At 66.3% G+C, this 18596-nt stretch carries 17 protein-coding genes; 12 read left to right on the plus strand and 5 right to left on the minus strand.

The window, feature by feature from the left end; genetic code table 11:
* Nucleotides 1-61: 61 nt before the first annotated feature.
* Entirely contained in the window at nt 62-511 is a 450-nt protein-coding gene (locus tag OE647_RS13310; protein WP_263722234.1) for a type II toxin-antitoxin system RatA family toxin, read from the plus strand.
* Nucleotides 512-579: 68 nt separating this feature from the next.
* Nucleotides 580-1335, plus strand: coding sequence for a Stf0 sulfotransferase family protein (locus OE647_RS13315; protein ID WP_263722235.1), 756 nt, complete (start codon nt 580-582; stop codon nt 1333-1335).
* Nucleotides 1336-1337: 2 nt separating this feature from the next.
* On the opposite strand, the gene OE647_RS13320 is transcribed toward OE647_RS13315, so the two are convergent.
* The 4 genes from OE647_RS13320 to OE647_RS13335 all read right to left on the minus strand — a co-directional run bounded on the left by OE647_RS13320 (nt 1338) and on the right by OE647_RS13335 (nt 4771).
* Entirely contained in the window at nt 1338-2516 is a 1179-nt protein-coding gene (locus OE647_RS13320) for an ammonium transporter (protein WP_263722236.1), read from the minus strand.
* A 157-nt stretch (nt 2517-2673) separates the two neighbouring features.
* Nucleotides 2674-3147 carry a CinA family protein gene (locus OE647_RS13325; protein WP_263722237.1) on the minus strand — a complete coding sequence of 158 codons (474 nt, stop codon included), beginning with the start codon at nt 3145-3147 and terminating at the stop codon, nt 2674-2676.
* Nucleotides 3144-3638, minus strand: coding sequence for a phosphatidylglycerophosphatase A family protein (locus tag OE647_RS13330; protein WP_263722238.1), 495 nt, complete (start codon nt 3636-3638; stop codon nt 3144-3146). The genes OE647_RS13325 and OE647_RS13330 overlap by 4 nt, the downstream gene beginning before the upstream one ends.
* The gene (locus OE647_RS13335; RefSeq protein WP_263722239.1) at nt 3635-4771 is read right to left on the minus strand and encodes a bifunctional 2-C-methyl-D-erythritol 4-phosphate cytidylyltransferase/2-C-methyl-D-erythritol 2,4-cyclodiphosphate synthase; all 1137 of its coding nucleotides are present in this window, start codon (nt 4769-4771) and stop codon (nt 3635-3637) included. The genes OE647_RS13330 and OE647_RS13335 overlap by 4 nt, the downstream gene beginning before the upstream one ends.
* A gap of 187 nt (nt 4772-4958) precedes the next feature.
* On the opposite strand from OE647_RS13335, the gene dusB reads away from it, so the two are divergent.
* The 10 genes from dusB to pepT all read left to right on the plus strand — a co-directional run bounded on the left by dusB (nt 4959) and on the right by pepT (nt 18189).
* On the plus strand, nt 4959-5957 hold the full coding sequence (gene dusB, locus OE647_RS13340; protein ID WP_263722240.1) for a tRNA dihydrouridine synthase DusB: 999 nt from the start codon (nt 4959-4961) through the stop codon (nt 5955-5957).
* On the plus strand, nt 5954-7030 hold the full coding sequence (locus OE647_RS13345) for a two-component system sensor histidine kinase NtrB (protein WP_263722241.1): 1077 nt from the start codon (nt 5954-5956) through the stop codon (nt 7028-7030). The genes dusB and OE647_RS13345 overlap by 4 nt, the downstream gene beginning before the upstream one ends.
* Complete coding sequence (locus OE647_RS13350) at nt 7030-8400, plus strand: sigma-54 dependent transcriptional regulator (RefSeq protein WP_263722242.1); 1371 nt, start codon at nt 7030-7032, stop codon at nt 8398-8400. Before OE647_RS13345 ends, OE647_RS13350 begins: the two co-directional genes overlap by 1 nt.
* A gap of 111 nt (nt 8401-8511) precedes the next feature.
* The gene (locus OE647_RS13355; RefSeq protein WP_263722243.1) at nt 8512-10779 is read left to right on the plus strand and encodes a sensor histidine kinase NtrY-like; all 2268 of its coding nucleotides are present in this window, start codon (nt 8512-8514) and stop codon (nt 10777-10779) included.
* Entirely contained in the window at nt 10776-12191 is a 1416-nt protein-coding gene (ntrX, locus tag OE647_RS13360) for a nitrogen assimilation response regulator NtrX (RefSeq protein ID WP_263722244.1), read from the plus strand. Before OE647_RS13355 ends, ntrX begins: the two co-directional genes overlap by 4 nt.
* 162 nt (nt 12192-12353) lie before the next feature.
* Nucleotides 12354-13730 carry a Trk system potassium transporter TrkA gene (gene trkA / locus OE647_RS13365; RefSeq protein WP_263722245.1) on the plus strand — a complete coding sequence of 459 codons (1377 nt, stop codon included), beginning with the start codon at nt 12354-12356 and terminating at the stop codon, nt 13728-13730.
* Between the two features lie 3 nt (nt 13731-13733).
* Nucleotides 13734-15251: a TrkH family potassium uptake protein gene (locus OE647_RS13370; RefSeq protein ID WP_263722246.1), complete on the plus strand. Its 1518-nt coding sequence runs from the start codon at nt 13734-13736 to the stop codon at nt 15249-15251.
* 126 nt (nt 15252-15377) lie between these two features.
* Entirely contained in the window at nt 15378-15611 is a 234-nt protein-coding gene (hfq, locus tag OE647_RS13375) for an RNA chaperone Hfq (RefSeq protein ID WP_107323454.1), read from the plus strand.
* An 11-nt stretch (nt 15612-15622) separates the two neighbouring features.
* A complete protein-coding gene (gene hflX, locus OE647_RS13380; RefSeq protein ID WP_263722247.1) occupies nt 15623-16924 on the plus strand; it encodes a GTPase HflX in 1302 nt (433 codons plus the stop codon).
* A gap of 26 nt (nt 16925-16950) precedes the next feature.
* Nucleotides 16951-18189, plus strand: coding sequence for a peptidase T (pepT, locus tag OE647_RS13385; protein ID WP_263722248.1), 1239 nt, complete (start codon nt 16951-16953; stop codon nt 18187-18189).
* A 66-nt stretch (nt 18190-18255) separates the two neighbouring features.
* Here pepT and OE647_RS13390 read toward each other — a convergent pair whose 3' ends face one another.
* Complete coding sequence (locus OE647_RS13390; RefSeq protein ID WP_263722249.1) at nt 18256-18558, minus strand: hypothetical protein; 303 nt, start codon at nt 18556-18558, stop codon at nt 18256-18258.
* Nucleotides 18559-18596 lie beyond the last annotated feature (38 nt).

The raw sequence follows: 18596 nt of genomic DNA on the forward strand, positions 1-18596 counted from the left end.
CCCTTGATTTCAGGTTTCCTTTACCCGAAACGGGCGCGGACTGTCATCAAGGGAAGGCGCCATGCCCTCGCATGCCGAGACGCGGAAGATGCCCTACAGCGCGCGCCAGATGTACGATCTGGTCGCCGATGTCGCGCGCTATCCCGACTTCCTGCCCTGGACGGCGGCGGCGCGCATCCGTTCGCGCACGCCGCGCCCGGACGGGGCCGAGGTGATGGAGGCCGATCTGGTCATCTCGTTCAAGGTCTTCCGCGAACGCTTCGGTAGCCGTGTGACGCTTTGGCGCGACCAGGGGCGGATCGATACGGAGTACCTGGACGGGCCGTTCAGGTTCCTGAAATCCGGCTGGACCTTCCGCGATCTGCCCGAGGGCGGCGCGGAGGTCGATTTCCACGTCGATTTCGAGTTCAAGAACGCGCTCCTGCAAAAGGTGATCGGCGTCGTCTTCGACGAGGCGATGCGCCGCGTGGTACGCGCCTTCGAGGCGCGGGCGAAAGAGCTTTACGGCTAGGCGCTTGCGCGCTGCGTTCGGCGCGGCCACTCTTGCCCCTTCGGACGGTCATTCCAGGTAAGGGGGCTATGGACGCCTATATCATCTGCGCGACGCCCCGAACCGGCAGCACGCTGCTTTGCGATCTGCTGTCATCGACCCGGGTTGCGGGGGAGCCGGACTCCTTCTTCATGCGCGACCCGGACCCGGTCTGGGCCGCGCGATGGCGCCTACCGGACCGGCGGGCCGCAGTTGAACCCCAGGGCGCGGCCGCTTTTCTGGCGGCGGCGGGTCAGGCCGGGCGCGGCCAGACCGGGATCTTCGGCGCGCGCCTGATGCAGGAGGACCGCGACGACCTGATGGCGATGGCACGGGTCGCGTATCCCGGCCAACCCAGCGACCTTGCGCGGATTCGGGCCGCCTTCGGCCGCGTCCTCTTCATCCATCTGACACGGGTGGACAAGCTTGCGCAGGCGGTGTCCCTGGTCCGGGCGGAGCAGTCGGGGCTTTGGCACATCGCCCCGGACGGAAGCGAGCTGGAACGCCTCGCCCCGCCTCAGCCGCCGCAATACGACTTCGCGCGGATCGAGGCCGCGCGCATCGACCTGGCGCGTCGCGACGGGGATTGGTGCGACTGGTTCGACCGCGAAGGGATCCGGCCGCTCCGGCTGGAATATGCGGATCTGTCAAGCGATCCGGCGGGTTCGGTGGGGCAGATCTTCGGGGCGCTTGGGCTGAGGACGCCCGATCCGCGATCCTTGCGGTCGGGCGTCGCCCGCCTTTCGGACGGGATGAGCGCGGAGTGGATCGCCCGCTACCGCAGCGACGCGGCGCGGGCGCGATAGGCTCAGGAGTTCATGTCGTAGGCGCGCTCGCCATGGGTCGCGATGTCGAGGCCGTTGTATTCCGACTCCGCATCGACACGCAGCGGCGTGACCAGCGCGCAAAGCCGGATCAGAACCCAGCTTCCCACGACGGTGAAGACGCCAACGATCACGAGCGCCCCAAGCTGCGCGCTCCAGGACCCGGCACCGAGTGCGGCGATCATAATGGTGCCGAAGATGCCGCCAACGCCGTGGACCGCGAAGACGTCGAGCGTATCGTCAAGCCGCGTCTTGTTGCGGATGAGCGCCACCGCCTCCTGGCAGAGGATGCCCGCGACCGAACCGATCAGCAGCGCCGCCGCCGGCCCGACATAGCCGGACGCCGGGGTGATCGAGGCGAGACCCGCGATCGTGCCGGTCACCAGACCCACCAGCGAGGCACGGCCGAACTTCACCCGTTCCCACAGCACCCAGGTCAGCGATGCCGCCGCGGCGGAGACATGGGTGACCGTCAGCGCCATTGCCGCCGCGCCATCCGCAGCCAGCGCCGAGCCACCATTGAAGCCGAACCAGCCGACCCAAAGCAGACCGGCGCCCATCGCGACCATGCCCGGATTGTGCGGCGGCGTGGTGCGGTTTTTGCGCGGGCCAACGGCGGCCGCCAGAAGCAGCGCGGCAAGCCCGGCCGTTTCGTGCACCACGATGCCGCCCGCGAAATCCTTGGTCCCGACCGCGCCGAAAAGACCGCCGTCCGACAGGAAGCCGCCGCCCCAGATCCAGTGCGCGACGGGCGCATAGATCAGCAGCATCCAGAGCGCCGAGAAAAGCAGCACGAAGGCGAACGTCACCCGCTCCGCGAAGGCGCCAAGGAAGAGCGCCGGGGTGATGATCGCGAAGGTCATCTGGAAGGCAAAGAACAGGACCTCGGGCAGGGTGCCCTTTTCCGTCGTCGCATCGACGCCCATGAGCAGGACCCGGCCCAGCCCGCCCCAGATGGGGCCCTCGCCACCGAAGGCGATGGAATAACCGGCGACCAGCCACAGCACGCTCATCAGGCAGGCGATGGCGAAACACTGCATGAATACGCTCAGGACGTTTCGCGCCCGCACCAGACCGCCATAAAAAAGGGCAAGGCCGGGCAAGGTCATCATCAGGACCAGGGCCGTCGCTACGATGATCCAGGCCGTATCCGCACCGTTCATGTCCATCCTCCGTTTGGTTTCGCGTGCAAAGCCCGGGTTTGCGGCGAAAGAAAACGGCAAATGCACGCAGGCACGCCGCAAATGGTGGCGTTTTAGAAACCGCCTGCAAATTGTGCAGATATGGGCGCATCTTGCCCTGGATCGGGCGGGTTGCGAATTAGTCCGACAGGCTAGCGATCAACAGGTCGAGCGCATGCTCGGTACTGGCGCGGCGGACGGCAGCGCGACCCGGCGCGCCGAATTCCACCGTTTCGACGCGGGTGGGGTGGCCCTTCCGGGCAAGACCGAAGCAGACCCGGCCTTCCGGCTTGAACTCCGACCCGCCGGGGCCCGCGATACCGGTGGCGGACACCGCCAGCGTCGCCTGCGAATTGGCAAGCGCCCCCTCGGCCATCTCGCGCGCGACGGGTTCGCTCACGGCCCCGTGGGCGGTCAACGTCGCCTCGGCCACGCCGAGCATCGCCATCTTGGCCGCGTTCGAATAGGTCACGAAGCCGCGGTCGAACACGTCGGAGGATCCCGCGACATCGGTGATCGCCGCGGCAATCATGCCGCCCGTGCAGCTTTCGGCGGTCGCGATCATTGCGCCCCGCGCGCGGGCGAGGTCCAGCAGTCGCGCGGCGCGGCTCACATCAGGACCCCATGCGCGAAGGCCGCCAGCGCCGCAACGCCAATGGCGGCAAAAACCCCGGCCCAGACATCGTCCAGCATCACGCCCAACGCATCGCCTCGCCGGTCAGCACGGCCGACGAGCCAGGGCTTCCAGATGTCGAAGAGACGGAATAGGACGAAAGCCGCGATCCAGCCCGGCCAGAGGTCGCGAAGCGCGGCCCCGGTATGGGCCACGCCAATGGCCACCGGGAAGAGCGCGATCCATTGGCCCGCGACCTCGTCGATGACGATCTCGGACGGGTCGTGGTCGTCCTGGCCGCGGGTCTCGATCGCGGTCGCCCACCACCCCAAAAGGAAGGCGAGGACCGCCGCCGGGATCAGCCAGAGCGGCCCCAGAAGCGTCATGAGCGCCCAGGCCACCGGCAGCGCGGCCAGCGACCCCCAGGTGCCCGGTGCCGGACGCATCAGCCCCGTGCCGAGAAATGTCGCGATGACGGTCGTGCCCTTCATGACTTCACCAGTGTTGCCGTGGCGATGGCCGCGATCCCTTCCTTGCGGCCCGTGAAGCCGAGCCGTTCCGACGTCGTCGCCTTGACCGAGACGCGGTCCACCTCGATCCCCATGATACGCGCCAGTTCTGCTTTCATGGCCCCCGCATGCGGGCCGACCTTCGGCGCTTCACAGATCAGCGTAACATCGGCGTTGGAGATCGCGAAGCCGCGCGCCCGCGCCCGGCCCGCCGCATGGGCCAGAAAAATCTCGCTCGCCGCACCCTTCCATTGCGTGTCCGAGGGCGGGAAGTGGCGACCGATGTCGCCATCCGCCAGTGCGCCGTAGATGGCATCGGTCAGCGCATGCATGCCCACATCGGCGTCCGAATGGCCCAGAAGCCCGCGCTCATGTGCAATCCGCACCCCGCAGAGCGTGACGTGGTCGCCGTCGCAGAAGGCGTGGACGTCATATCCGTTGCCCAGGCGTACATCCATATTCTTCCCCATCAGGCGCTCGGCCCGGACGAAATCCTCCGGCCATGTGATTTTGATGTTCTCTTCGGCTCCGGCGACGATCGCGACGTGCATGCCCGCCGTGCGGGCCACCTCCACATCGTCGGCCGCCGAGGCGCTGCCCGCCCGATGGGCGGCCAGGATATCGGCAAGGGCGAACCCCTGCGGCGTCTGGGCGCGGTAAAGGCCGTCGCGCGCGACCGCGCCATCGACCCCGCCATCCTCCCCCCGCCACAGGGCATCGGTCACCGCCAACGCCGGTGCAGCGGCCCGGCCCAACGCCGCAAGAACCCGGTCGATCAGCGCGCGCGGGACAAGCGGACGGGCCCCGTCATGGATCAGCACATGGTCAAGGTCTGACCCGTCGAGGACCTCCAGCGCGTTTCGCACACTCCCTGCGCGCGTCGCACCGCCCGCGACGAGGGTGACGTGCCCGCCAAGTTCGGTGACGCCCCGGGCCATGTCATCGGGGTGCAGAACCACAAGCACGCGCGCGAAATCCGTGAAGGCCGCGACGGCATGCGCGAGCACCGGACGCCCCGCCAGGGACTGCCACTGCTTCGGCTCATCGCCGCCCGCGCGAAGACCGCGGCCCGCGGCCACGATCACGGCGGCTGTCCTGTCCCTGGTTGCCGGCATCGGTTCTCCTTGATCTGGTGGTCTAGTGCGGCGGACAGGTGCTGACAATGCCGGTAATGTTGCAAATTGCCCTTCCTATTCGCCTAAAATTTGTGCAAATTGACAACGTCGCCAATTATGTAAGCGCTGAGCATTGCGGCCCGTCTGCGGCGCCGATAGCCAGATAGCGAAGAAGAAGGGACTTTTCGTGGTCATCTCCCTTGGCAACGTGACACTCGAACCGCCCGTTTTCCTGGCGCCTCTCGCCGGGATCACGGATCTGCCGTTTCGTCGGCTGGTCGCATCCTTCGGCGCAGGCCTCGTCGTGTCTGAGATGGTCGCCTCGGGCGAGATGCTGACGGCCAAGCCTTCGGTCCGGGCCAAGGCGCGCACTGACCTCGGCCTGGGCGACGGGCGGGTCATGACCTCGGTCCAGCTTGCCGGGCGCGAGGCCCGCGCCATGGGCGACGCCGCGCGGGTCGTGGCGGACATGGGCGCCCCGGTGATCGACATCAACATGGGGTGCCCGGCCAAGAAGGTGACGGGGGGCATGTCGGGCTCTGCTCTCATGCGCGACCTCGACCATGCGCTGACCCTGATTGAGGCGGTGGTGGCCGCCGTCGATCTGCCCGTGACGCTGAAGTGCCGCCTTGGCTGGGACACCGACTGCCTGAACGCGCCCGCCCTTGCCCGCCGGGCGGAGGATGCGGGCATTCGCATGATCACGATCCATGGCCGCACCCGCCAGCAGTTCTACAAGGGCCGCGCTGACTGGGCCGCCATCCGCCGGGTGAAGGAGGCCGTCTCGATCCCCGTCATCGCCAATGGCGACATCTGTTCCGCTGGTGATGCCACGCGGGCGCTCCGCGCCTCAGGTGCTGACGGCGTGATGGTCGGGCGCGGCGCCCAGGGGGCGCCTTGGCGCCTGGCCGAAATCGCGGCCGCACTTTTCGGCCATCCGGCGCCGCGCGTCCCTTCGGGCGCCGCCCGCTCCGAGATGATCATCGGACATTACGACGACATGCTGGACTTCTACGGCCCCGAACTGGGGCTGCGCATCGCGCGCAAGCATCTTGGGTGGTATGCCGACGAGGCCGGGGCGGCGGCCGATCACCGTGCGCGGCTGATGATCGCCACCCGGCCCGAGGAGGTGCGCGATCTGATCCGCGCGGCCTTCGCCGATCTTCCAACACAGAGGGCGGCATGAGCAGCACGGCCTCCGTCTGGGCCTCCTTGCCCGTGCCAGCGGTCCTGATCGACGCCGAGGGCCGGACCATCGACGTCAACGCGCCGGCGGAGCTTTTCCTCAACATGTCGGCCCGCAGCCTGAAGGGGCAAACCTTCCTTGACCGGGTCGCGATTGACGCCCCGCTGGAGGAGGCTTTCGCTCGCATCCGCCGCAACCGCTCCCCGGTCTTCATCACCGATGTGCCGGTCGGCACCGGCGAACGCGCGCCGGTCCTGTGCAACCTTCAGGCCGCCGGCCTTGTCGATGACCCGGACACCATCCTCCTCCTGATGGCGCCACGCGAATTCGCCGATCGGCTTGGGCGCGGCGGCGCGATCAAGTCCTCGGCCCGTTCCGCCATCGGCATGGCCGAGATGATGGCGCATGAAATCAAGAACCCGCTGGCCGGGATTACCGGGGCGGCGCAGCTGCTTTCGATGTCGCTTGCGCCCGAGGACCAGGAGCTGACCGACCTGATCGTGGTGGAAAGCCGCCGCATCGTGAAGCTGCTGGAGCAGGTCGAGCAGTTCGGCAACCTGCGCCCGCCAGAACGCCGCATCGTCAACATCCATGATGCCCTCGACCGGGCCCGGCGTTCGGCGCTGCTGGGCTTTGCTGCACACATGGCCATCGTCGAGGACTACGATCCCTCGTTGCCGCCGACATACTGCGACCCTGACCAGCTGGTGCAAGTTTTCCTGAACCTGCTCAAGAACGCGGCCGAAGCCGCGCCGGGGGGCGGAACCATCCGACTGCACACGTTTTACGACGTCTCCTTGCGCCTCAGGCGGCAGGATGGCTCTGGTGTGGCCCTGCCGCTTCAGGTCGAGATCATTGACGACGGCCCCGGCGTTCCCCCCGCGATCGCGGCCGATCTGTTCGACCCCTTCGTTTCCGGGCGTGAGAACGGAACCGGCCTTGGCCTCGCCTTGGTGTCCAAGATCGTGGACGAAAACGGCGGCTGGATCGGCGTCGACTCGGTCCCCGGCCGGACAGTGTTCAGGGTCTCGCTGCCTCTGGCGCCGAGGTCCGATGACGAAAGGAGTGAATGATGGACGGCACGGTACTTGTCGCCGATGACGACCGCACGATCCGCACTGTGCTGACCCAGGCGCTGACCCGCGCGGGCTGCAAGGTTCACGCGACCTCCTCCCTCGTGACGCTGCTGCGCTGGGTCGAGGAAGGCAAGGGCGACCTCGTGATTTCCGATGTGATCATGCCGGACGGCAACGGGCTTGAGGCGCTTCCCAAGATCGCGACCGCCCGTCCCGGGCTGCCCGTGATCGTGATTTCGGCGCAAAACACCATCATGACCGCCATCCAGGCGGCCGAGGCGGAGGCCTTCGACTACCTGCCCAAGCCCTTCGACCTGCCGGACCTGATGAAGCGGGCGGCGCGTGCCTTGGAACAGAAGCGCCGTCGGACGCCCACCGCGGAACCGGCCACGCCACGCACGCCCGCAGATGATCTGCCCCTGGTCGGGCGCACGCCCGCGATGCAGAACCTCTACCGCCTTGTTGCGCGGGTGATGAACGCCGACCTGCCGGTCCTGATCACGGGCGAAAGCGGCACCGGCAAGTCACTGATCGCCCGCGCAATTCATGACTTTTCGGATCGCCGGACGCTACCTTTCGTCACGGCCCAGGCCGCCGACCTGCAGGGGATGGACGGGCCCTCGGCGCTGCTCGCGCGTGCGCGGGGCGGAACGCTGGTCTTTGATGAGGTCGGAGACTTCGACGACGAAATCCAGGGCCGGATCGTGCGGATGCTCGATGCGCTGCCCTCGAACGCGCCGCGCATCATCGCCACCTCGCAGGATGATCTGGGCAAGAAGACCCAGGCCGGTGCCTTTCGGAAGGACCTGTTCTATCGGCTCTCGGGTGTGACGCTCGGGGTCCCCGCGCTGCGCGAGCGGGTGGAGGACATCCCGCTTCTGGCGAACCACTTCCTGGCCCGCGACGCCCGCGACGGGTTGGGCCAGAAGGTCCTGCGCTCGGATGCCATGGACCTGATCCGGGCCTACCCCTGGCCCGGCAATGTGCGCCAGCTGGAGAACACCCTGCGCCGACTCGCCGTGACCGCGTCCGAGCCTGAAATCAGCCGGGCGGAGATCGAAGCCGCATTGGGAACACAGTCCGTCGCGCGCCCCCAGATCGACGCGGGCAGCGATGAGCAACTTTCCGCCGCGATCGGGCGCCACCTGCGCCGCTACTTCGACCTTCATGGCGGGACACTTCCACCTTCTGGCCTATATGACCGGATTCTGAAGGAAATGGAGCTTCCGCTGATCGAGATCGCGCTGGACGCGACGGCGGGCAATCAGGCGAAATGTGCCGATCTTCTGGGCATCAACCGCAATACGCTCCGCAAGAAGATCACCGATCTCGATATCCGCGTGACACGCCGCCGGAAATTGATGTAAAACCGCAACACAAAATGTGGCAATTCGGTCGCAACCGGAGAGAGACCACGACAGTTCGGCGGTACCCGCGGAAAGCGGCAACAGATCAGGGGCGGCCTCTTGCAGGGCTTCATGCGTATCTCACCATGGGAGCGGCTTAGCCGCTTGCGGCGGCAAAGGCGCGTCCAGAATTATGTGACCCTGGGGCTGGTCGTCCTGGGTCCGCTTCTGGCCTTCGCGACCTTCGTGGCGCTGGGACCCATGGGACAGGGGGCGAACTCCACCGCGCTGCGCCTGATCCTGCTGGCCGATTTCGTCTATTTCCTGCTGCTCGCGGCGCTGATCCTGTCGCGGCTGGCGCAGATGATCGCCGCGCGGCGGGCGCGCTCGGCGGGGTCGCGGCTTCACCTTCGCCTGACCGGGGTGTTCGCCGGGATCGCGCTGGTGCCCACGGTCATCGTCGCGATCTTCGCCGGGCTGACCGTCAACATCGGGCTTGAGGGCTGGTTTTCCGACCGGGTTCGCAGCGTGGTCGGCACCTCGCTTTCGGCAGCGGAGGCCTATCAGGAAGAGCACCGCCGCGACCTCGTGACCGACGCCGAAGCTCTGGCGCGGTTCCTGGAGAACAGCCGGCAGATCGCCTTCCTGCAATCGGATGCGGAGTTGCGTCAGGCGCTCAACCAGGCGCAGGGACAGATCCAGCGCGGCCTGAAGGAGGCCTATGTGATCGATAGCTCCGGCGCCATCCGGGCGCGCGGAGAACGCTCCTACCTCTTCGACTACGAGGCGCCCGCACCCGAGGATATCGACCACGCAGCCGGGGGCGAACCCGCCCTTATCGAGGACTGGCAGAACAACGAGTTCCGCGCGCTGGTGCATCTGGAAGGGTTCGCAGATCGGTTCCTTTATGTCTCCCGCTCGGTCGATGGGCAGTTGCTGAGCCTTCTGGACGACACCCGCGAAACGGTGGGGCTCTATCAGCAACTTGAATCCGCGCGCGGGCGCGTGCTCTTCGAATTTGGCCTCGTCTACCTGGGTTTCGCGCTGATCCTCGTTCTCGCCGCGATCCTGACCGGCCTTTGGTTCGCGGAGCGCCTTTCCCGGCCTGTCGGCCGCCTTGCCGGGGCCGCGCAGCGCGTGGGGGCGGGCGATCTTGACGTCCAGGTCCATGAGGAGGAGGGCGACGACGAAATCGCCATGCTGGGCCGGATCTTCAACCAGATGACCCGCCAGCTGAAGGGCCAGCGCGAGGCGCTTATCGACAGCCACCGCCAGACTGAGCGGCGCCGCCGACTGTTCGATTCCGTGCTGTCGTCGGTCACCTCTGGCGTGGTTGGTCTTGATGCCGAGGGCCGGGTCGACTTCCTCAACCGCGCCGCGGTGCGCCTGCTTGAATTGGACGAAGGGCGCGATCACGATCGCCCGCTTCCCGACGCCGTCCCGGAGTTCGCGGCGCTCTTCGCACGGCTGCGCGAGGGCCTGGGCGAGGTTGCGCAGGAAGAGATCAAGGTGTCGCGCGCGGGTCGGCTCGAAAGCCTGCTGGTGCGCATGGCGACCAGGCGGAATTCCGACGGAAATCCAGAAGGTTACGTTGTCGCCTTCGACGACGTGACTGACCTTGTCAGCGCGCAGCGCATGGCCGCCTGGGGTGACGTGGCGCGGCGCATCGCGCATGAGATCAAGAACCCGCTGACGCCGATCCAGCTTTCGGCGGAGCGGATACGGCGCAAGTTCTCCCGCTTGCTGGAGGGTGAAAACACCGAGTCTCTGACGCAGATGACCGATGTCATCATCCGTCAGACGGGCGACCTGCGGCGCATCGTGGATGAATTTTCCAAATTCGCGCGCATGCCGGAGCCGGACCGGCGCGAGCACGATCTGGCCAAGCTCATGCGCGACGCCGTGACCTTGCAGGAGGACGCACTGCACGGCGCGCGGATCGTGGCGGACCTTCCGGGCGAGCCGGTGATCGTCGAACTTGACGCCACGATGATCTCTCAGGCCGTGACGAACCTGATCAAGAACGGCGGGGAGGCCATTGAGTCCCTTACTGAAAAGGGCGCGCCCGGCGGTTACGCGCCGGAGGTGCGTGTGGCCATGGAGGTCACGCCCGATATCGTCACGATCCGCATCTCGGACAACGGGATCGGCCTGCCCGAGGACCGCGCCCGGCTGTTTGAGCCCTATGTCACCACACGCGAGAAGGGCACGGGGCTCGGCCTGCCCATCGTGAAGAAAATCATCGAGGAACATGGCGGGACGCTGGTTTTGACCGACGCGCCCGTCTTCGAGGGCGGCGACCACCGGGGGGCGCTGGCCGAAATTCGACTGCCCCGCGCCCGGGCGGGCGGTCGTGTCGCCAAGGAGAGGGCCGCCGAACCGGCGGATAGTGGAAAATGAATGACATTCTTATCGTCGACGACGAACGTGATATTCGTGAACTGATTTCGGACATCCTGAAGGACGAGGGCTTTTCAACGCGGCTCGCCGGCAATTCCGACGAGTGCATGGCGGAGATCAACGCGGCCCCGCCCGCGCTGATGATCCTCGACATCTGGCTGAAGGACAGCCGCATGGACGGGATCGACATCCTCAAGACCGTCAAGCGCGACAACCCCGATGTGCCGATCATCATCATCTCCGGCCACGGCAACATCGAGATCGCGGTCGCTGCGATCAAGCAGGGTGCCTACGACTTCATCGAGAAGCCCTTCAACATCGACCAGCTGACCGTGGTCATCACCCGGGCGATGGAGACCTCTCGGCTTCGGCGGGAAAACGCGACGCTGCGGCGACGCGATACCACTGCCACTGACATGATCGGCAACTCGCCTGCGCTGCGCACGCTCAAATCCAACCTTGACAAGGTGACGAAGTCGAACGGACGGGTGATGCTGACGGGCCAGCCCGGTTCGGGCAAGGAGGTCGCGGCGCGCTACATCCACCAGCATTCCAACCGCGCGGGCGGACCCTTCATCTCGGTCGCCTCGGCCGCGATTGAGCCTGAACGGATGGAAGAGGTTCTGTTCGGCCGCGAAACGCCGGAGCGCGGGGTGGAAAAAGGGCTTCTGGAACAGGCCCATGGCGGCGTTGTCTATTTCGACGAGGTCGCGGACATGCCGGTTGGCACCCAGTCCAAGATCCTCCGCGTCCTGACGGAACAGCAGTTCACGCGCGTTGGCGGTGCCGACAAGGTGCGGGTCGATCTGCGCGTGATCTCCTCCACCACGCGCAACCTGACCTCGGAGATCGCCGCCGGCCGCTTCCGCCAGGAACTTTACGACCGGCTGAACGTCGTTCCGATCACGGTTCCCCCGCTGGAGGAGCGGCGCGAGGATATTCCCGAACTTTCAAGGCATTTCATCGAACACTTCAACAAAACCCAGGGCCTGCCGCTACGCGAAATCAGCGATGAGGCGGAGGCGATGATGCAGACCATGCCTTGGCCGGGTAACATCCGCCAGTTGCGCAACGTGATCGAGCGGATGCTGATCCTTGGCGAAGGCTCCGGCGAGATTGACGCGCGCGAGCTTCCGGGTCAGGGCGAGGCCGCGCCGGACGAGGGCAGGGTGGTTCTGTCGGGCGCTTTGGCCACGCTCCCCCTGCGCGAGGCGCGCGAGCTTTTCGAGCGCGAATACCTGCTGACCCAGATCAACCGCTTCGGCGGCAATATCAGCCGCACGGCGAACTTCGTGGGCATGGAACGTTCGGCACTGCACCGCAAGTTGAAGTCCCTGGGCGTCGTTACGACCTCCAAGTCCGGTGCGCGGGTGGCGCATCTTGAGGACGCGGACCTGGAGGAAGAGGCCTGAGCGGGCCACATGTTCCCGCAACCCTGGGCGGCCGGCCGGCTGCGCCCGATCTTTTGCCCCTCCGCCGATCCTGGGGCCTTGGCCGCCCCTCCGCGCTCTCGCATTGACCGCGGCGGCCTCGTGGGCCTATCAAGGGCCTCGCCCTGAGAGGAAAAAGACGGAATGAAGGTCATCATCTGCGGCGGAGGTCAGGTCGGCTGGCAGATTGCCCGCCAGCTCGCCGGCGAAAAGAACGACGTGACCGTTGTCGATGTGAACCCCGACCTGGTACGCCGCGCGACCGAGACGCTGGATGTCCAGGGCGTGACGGGCTTCGCCTCCTACCCTGATGTACTTGAGCGGGCAGGCGCACGCGACGCCGACATGATCATCGCGGCGACCCATTCGGACGAGGTGAACATGATCACCTGTCAGGTCGCGCATTCGATCTTCGGGATCACCCGCAAGATCGCCCGGCTCCGGGCGCAGTCCTACCAGAACGCGATCTATTCCGACCTGTACCGGCGGGACCACCTGCCGATCGATGTCGTGATCAGCCCCGAGCGGGAGGTGGCGGAGGCCGCGCTGCAACGCCTTGCCGCACCCTCGACCTTCGACACCGAAAGCTTCATGAATGGCAAGGCGCAGCTTCTGGGCATCGCGCTCGACGATGAATGCCCGGTTCTGAACACGCCGCTGCGCCAGCTCACCGACCTGTTTTCCACTCTGCGTGCCATCGTCGTCGGCATTCGCCGCGACGGGCGGCTGTTCGCGCCGGAACCGGGTGACCAGCTTTTCGCCGGCGACCAGATCTATGCCTTCACCCATTCCGAGGATGTCGGGCGCACGCTCGAAATCTTCGGCAAGGCCGCAAAGAAACAGGAACGTGTCGTCATCATCGGGGGCGGCAACGTGGGCCTTGCCGTAGCCCGCGCGCTTGAGGCGCGTACCGACCGCGTCCGCGCCAAGGTGATCGAACGCAACCGAATCCAGGCCGAGAATGCCGCCGACATGCTGGAACGGACCATCGTGCTCAACGGCGACGGGATGGACATGGAGTTGCTGCTTGAGGCGAATATCGACCGCGCCGACGCGGTTCTGGCGGTGACGGATGACGACAAGACCAACATCCTGGCCGCCGTGCGCGCCAAACAGGCCGGCTGCAAGCTGGCGATCGCGCTGGTCAACGACCCGACGCTGACCCCGTTGATGGCCGCGCTCGACATCGACGCCTATATCAACCCGCGGGCGACCACCGTGTCCTCGATCCTGCGCCACATCCGGCACGGGCGGGTGCGCGCGATCTATTCCATCGGCGACAGCGAGGCGGAGTTGATTGAGGCGCAAGTGCTTTCGACCTCGCCAATTTCGGGCCGCCTCTTGCGCGATGTGGAGTTCCCGGAAGGCGTGCTGGTCGGCGCGTTGATGAAAGGGGACCGGGTTCTCAAACCGAGCGGCGACACCAAGATCGAGGAGGGCGACGTGATCGCCTTGTTCTGCATGACGGGCGATGTGCCCGAGGTGGAACGGCTCCTCCAGGTCTCCATCGACTTCTTCTGAGCCATGCACCGCCTGCGCAACGTCCCGGTTCTTGTGCTGCTGATGGGGATCGGCGCGGTGTTGATGTTCCTGCCGGCGATCCATGCGATCAGCCTCAGGAATCACTTCGTCGCGCGGGCCTTCTTCTACTCGGGCTCCTTGTTTCTCATCCTCGTCGCGCTGATCGGCCTTGCGACATCGGCCAACCGCCATGACGACACGCCGCGCGGCCAGCTTCTGGCGTTGCTTGGGGCCTTCGTGCTCTTGCCGCTGATGCTGGCGGTGCCGATGGCAGAGGCGATCCCCGACACGACCTACCTGAACGCCTGGTGGGAAATGCTGTCGTCGGTGACCACCACGGGGGCCACGCTTTTCGCGCCGGACCGTCTGGCGCCCTCGATCCATCTCTGGCGGGCACTGGTGGGCTGGATGGGCGGCGCGATCATCCTTGTCTCGGCGGTCGCGGTGCTGGCGCCGATGAACCTGGGCGGGTTCGAGGTACTGGGCGCGGGCAGTCCCAGCGCGGCAGGTCTGGCGGGGGCCGCCTACAATATCCGGACCGTCGATCTGCGCGGACGTCTCGCGCGCGCCGCGATCAGCATCCTGCCGGTCTATGTGGGCCTGACCGGGCTGCTCTGGATCGCGCTGATCCTTGCGGGCGATCCCTCGCTGGTGGCGGCCTGCCATGCGATGTCGACGCTTTCGACCTCTGGCATCTCGCCGCTGGGCGGGGTCGGGCGCGCGCCCTCGGGCCTGGGCGGAGAGATCCTGATCTTCCTCTTCCTCTTCTTCGCGCTGACGCGACGGTTCTACCCCTCGGGCAAGCTCCAGGTCGGCGCGCAGCGGCTGTTCCAGGACCCGGAACTGCGATTCGGCATTCTGTTCATCGTCACCTTGCCGGCGCTGCTGTTCCTGCGCCACTGGATCGGCGCAATCGAGATCGACGAGGTTCCGGGCATCGGCCAGGCGCTGCTGGCGATCTGGGGATCGATCTTTACGGTTCTGTCGTTCCTCACGACCACCGGCTTCGAATCCGAAAGCTGGGTCGCGGCGCGCAACTGGTCGGGGCTGGCGACGCCGGGGCTGATCCTCGCGGGTCTTGCCGTCATCGGCGGGGGCGTGGCGACGACCGCGGGGGGCGTCAAGCTTCTGCGCGTATACGCGCTTTACCGCCACGGCGAGCGCGAGATCGAACGGCTTGTTCATCCCTCCTCCATCGGCGGTTCGGGCGTCATGGCCCGCAAGCTTCGCCGCCAGGGCGCCCAGATGGCCTGGGTGTTCTTCATGCTGTTCGCCCTGTCGATCGCGGTCACGATGCTGGCGCTGTCGCTTTCCGGGCTCGACTTCGAAAAGACCACGATCCTGTCGGTGGCCGCACTTTCGACGACCGGGCCGCTGGCGAATGTGGCGGGAAGCGCGCCCATCGACTGGGCCATGCTCGACGCCTGGGCCAAGACCGTCTTGGCGGCGGCCATGGTTCTGGGGCGGCTTGAAACCCTTGCGATCATCGCACTGCTCAATCCCGACTTCTGGCGCAATTGAGTTTCGTGTCAACAAAGCGGCACAAGGGGGCTGGAAATCTGTCCGGACTTACGCATACTTGCCCCAAGCCTCCGGTGCAGCGCTGAGGGGCGAAGAACTCCGCTCGGACAGAAGGCGACAATCAAAATGGCTGCCGATAAACAAAATTTGCAGGACGCGTTTCTCAATCATGTTCGGAAAACCAAGGTTCCGGTCACGATTTTTCTGATCAACGGTGTGAAGCTTCAGGGCGTGATCACCTGGTTTGACAACTTCTGTGTGCTCCTGCGTCGGGATGGGCAGTCGCAGCTGGTCTACAAGCACGCGATCTCCACGATCATGCCAGGGCAGCCGATCTCGCTTTACGAGGGCGAAGACTGAGCGGACGTGATTTGACCGGACAAGAGGAAAACGGCGCCACCCGCAAGGGGCCGACGCGTGCGCTTGTCCTGCACCCGGACCTGAAATCCGAACGCCGGCGCCGCGCGCCGGAGCTCGCGCTGGCGGAGGCCGTTTCACTGGCCGCCGCGCTTGCGGACCTCGCGGTTACGGGGGCGGAGGTCGTGCGGCTTGCCCGCCCGCAACCGGGCATGCTGTTCGGCGCCGGCAAGATCGAGGAACTGAAGGCCCGGATTGAGGCCGACGAGGTTGAACTGGTCCTCATCGACGGTCCCGTGACCCCCGTTCAGCAGCGCAACCTGGAGCGCGAGTGGAAGGTCAAGCTTCTGGACCGTACGGGGCTGATCCTGGAGATTTTCGCGGATCGGGCGCATACGCGCGAGGGTGTTTTACAGGTCGAACTGGCCGCGTTGTCCTATCAGCGCACGCGGCTGGTCCGGGCCTGGACGCACCTCGAACGTCAGCGCGGTGGCCTTGGCTTCGTCGGCGGCCCCGGCGAAACCCAGATTGAGGCCGACCGGCGCGCCATTGACGAAGAGGTCGTCAAGATCCGCCGGCAGCTTGCCAAGGTGGTCCGGACGCGCGAGTTGCACCGCGCGGCGCGGCGCAAGGTTCCCTTCCCGATCGTGGCGCTGGTGGGCTACACGAACGCCGGGAAATCCACACTGTTCAACCGCATGACCGGGGCCGAGGTTCTGGCGAAGGACATGCTGTTCGCCACGCTCGACCCGACGATGCGCGGTGTGCTTCTGCCTTCGGGCAAGAAGGTGATCCTGTCGGACACGGTGGGTTTCATCTCGGACCTGCCGACCCAGCTGGTTGCGGCCTTCCGCGCAACCCTGGAAGAGGTGCTGGAGGCGGACCTGATCCTGCATGTCCGTGACATTGCCCACCCCGAGACCGAGGAACAGGCCGCCGACGTGCGCGAGATCCTCGAAAGCCTGGGGGTTGAGGAGGAGGTCCCGGTCTTCGAGGTCTGGAACAAGATCGACCTTCTGACCCTTGAACAGCGCGCAGCACTTCTGGTGCAGGATGCGCGGACGCCCGGCATCCACACCGTCAGCGCCTTGAGCGGAGAGGGGTTGGAGGCGCTTCTGGACGCGATTTCCACCGCGCTGGACGACCGGCGCACGATCGAGACGCTGACGCTTGGGTTCGAGGAGGGCCGCGCGCGCGCCTGGCTGCACGAACAGGGCGTGGTCAAGGCGGAGCGGGACGGCGACGAGGGCCACGAGATGACAGTGGCGCTGACCGAACGGCAGCGCGCGCAGCTAGAGCGGTTGCGGCAGGGGTAGGGGCCGCGCGCCCGGAAAGGACCGGCATGAGAACCGAATTCGACGGAGAGCTGGAAGAGCGCCTTGTGCGCTATGCCGGCATCGATACCCAAAGCGACGAGGATGGCGAAGGCGCGCCCTCCACCGCGATCCAGCTTGTCCTGCAACGGCTTCTGGTCGAGGAACTGGGGACCATCGGCGCGCATGACGTGCGCCTGACCGATTACGGCGCGGTGCTGGCGACGATCCCCGCGACCGCCCCGGGGCCGGTGATCGGCCTTCTGGCGCATGTGGACACGGCCCCCGCCTTCAACGCGACCGGCGTGAAGCCCCGCGTCATCCGCAACTACAACGGCGGGCCGGTGACCTACCCGGATGCGCCGGGCCTGATGATGACGCCCGAGGAGTTTCCCTATCTGGGCGAAAAGCACGGGCACGACATCATCACCGCCAGCGGAACGACGTTGCTGGGGGCCGACGACAAGGCGGGCGTTTCGATCATCATGACCGCCGCGCGCCATCTGCTCGCGAGCCCCGAGATTCCGCACGGCCCGATTCGCATCGCCTTCACCCCGGACGAGGAGATCGGGCGCGGCGTGGACACGCGGTTGCCAAAGGACCTGGGCGCCGAGTTCGCCTATACCTTCGACGGCGCCGCCGTGGGCGAGATCGAGAGTGAAACCTTCTCCGCCGACGCGGCGACCGTCACGATCAAGGGCGTGTCCATCCATCCCGGCACGGCGAAGGACAAGCTAGTCAACGCGCTGCACCTGGCCGCGAAGATTACCCAGACGCTGCCGCAGACGACGATGACGCCGGAAACGACGGACGGGCGTGACGGGTTCATCATGCTTTATGAACTCAAGGGAACCGCCGCCGAGGCGACGATGAAGTTCATCCTGCGGGATTTCGAGCTGGACGGGCTCGCGGCCAAGGGCGCGCTTCTGCGGCAGGTCTGCGAAACCGTGGCCGCGACGGAGCCGCGCGCCGAGATCTCCTGTGCGGTCCGCCCGCAGTATCGCAACATGCGCTACTGGCTCGAAAAAGACATGCGCCCGGTGGAGCTTGCAAGGCAAGCGGTGCGCGCGCTTGGGGTTGAGCCGGTCTCGGTCCCGATCCGGGGCGGCACCGACGGCTCGCGCCTGACCGAGATGGGGGTGCCGTGCCCCAACATCTTTACCGGCATGCAGAACATCCACGGGCCGCTGGAATGGATTTCCGTTCAGGACATGGGGATGGCGACGAAGGTCTGCTTGAAGCTGCTGGAGCTTTCCGCGCGCGGCTGAGCGGGGTTGCTGGCCACGAGAAGGGGGCCGATCTCGGCCCCCTGTCTTGTTTTCGGATCGCGCAGTCTAGGCGGCGTGCGCCGTCGCCGCGCCGATGTGGGAAAGGGATTTCCCCTCCATCACATGCGGGGCGGCCAGCCCCAGATGCCCGGTATTTGCCTTCAGCCAGTCCTTGGCGACGGCCAGGCTTTGCTCCGTCCCGGCCTTGTCCTTGCAGACGGTTACCGTAAAGCAACCGTCGTCGGTCTCCACAATGTCGTAGCTGAGGAGCCCCCGGACCCCGCCGATCAGCTTTTCCACCTCGCTTCTGCGAGCGATCAGAAGCTTGGTCAGCTCAACCGCGCCTTTTCCAGAATATGTGCGAATCATGACATGCATCGTCAAAGCCTCCCTTTGAGCGAGTGCCG

The organism is Albidovulum sediminicola, assembly GCF_025751575.1.
GTDB classification, from domain to species: domain Bacteria; phylum Pseudomonadota; class Alphaproteobacteria; order Rhodobacterales; family Rhodobacteraceae; genus Albidovulum; species Albidovulum sediminicola.

Coding starts and splice junctions, on each gene's coding strand:
- OE647_RS13320 (WP_263722236.1), bottom strand. CDS start 2,516: ATGAACGGTGCGGATACGGCCTGGATCATCGTAGCGACGGCCCTGGTC.
- OE647_RS13335 (WP_263722239.1), bottom strand. CDS start 4,771: ATGCCGGCAACCAGGGACAGGACAGCCGCCGTGATCGTGGCCGCGGGC.
- OE647_RS13350 (WP_263722242.1), top strand. CDS start 7,030: ATGGACGGCACGGTACTTGTCGCCGATGACGACCGCACGATCCGCACT.
- OE647_RS13390 (WP_263722249.1), bottom strand. CDS start 18,558: ATGATTCGCACATATTCTGGAAAAGGCGCGGTTGAGCTGACCAAGCTT.
- OE647_RS13355 (WP_263722243.1), top strand. CDS start 8,512: ATGCGTATCTCACCATGGGAGCGGCTTAGCCGCTTGCGGCGGCAAAGG.
- pepT (WP_263722248.1), top strand. CDS start 16,951: ATGAGAACCGAATTCGACGGAGAGCTGGAAGAGCGCCTTGTGCGCTAT.
- ntrX (WP_263722244.1), top strand. CDS start 10,776: ATGAATGACATTCTTATCGTCGACGACGAACGTGATATTCGTGAACTG.
- OE647_RS13315 (WP_263722235.1), top strand. CDS start 580: ATGGACGCCTATATCATCTGCGCGACGCCCCGAACCGGCAGCACGCTG.
- hfq (WP_107323454.1), top strand. CDS start 15,378: ATGGCTGCCGATAAACAAAATTTGCAGGACGCGTTTCTCAATCATGTT.
- OE647_RS13370 (WP_263722246.1), top strand. CDS start 13,734: ATGCACCGCCTGCGCAACGTCCCGGTTCTTGTGCTGCTGATGGGGATC.
- OE647_RS13345 (WP_263722241.1), top strand. CDS start 5,954: ATGAGCAGCACGGCCTCCGTCTGGGCCTCCTTGCCCGTGCCAGCGGTC.
- OE647_RS13330 (WP_263722238.1), bottom strand. CDS start 3,638: ATGAAGGGCACGACCGTCATCGCGACATTTCTCGGCACGGGGCTGATG.
- OE647_RS13310 (WP_263722234.1), top strand. CDS start 62: ATGCCCTCGCATGCCGAGACGCGGAAGATGCCCTACAGCGCGCGCCAG.
- trkA (WP_263722245.1), top strand. CDS start 12,354: ATGAAGGTCATCATCTGCGGCGGAGGTCAGGTCGGCTGGCAGATTGCC.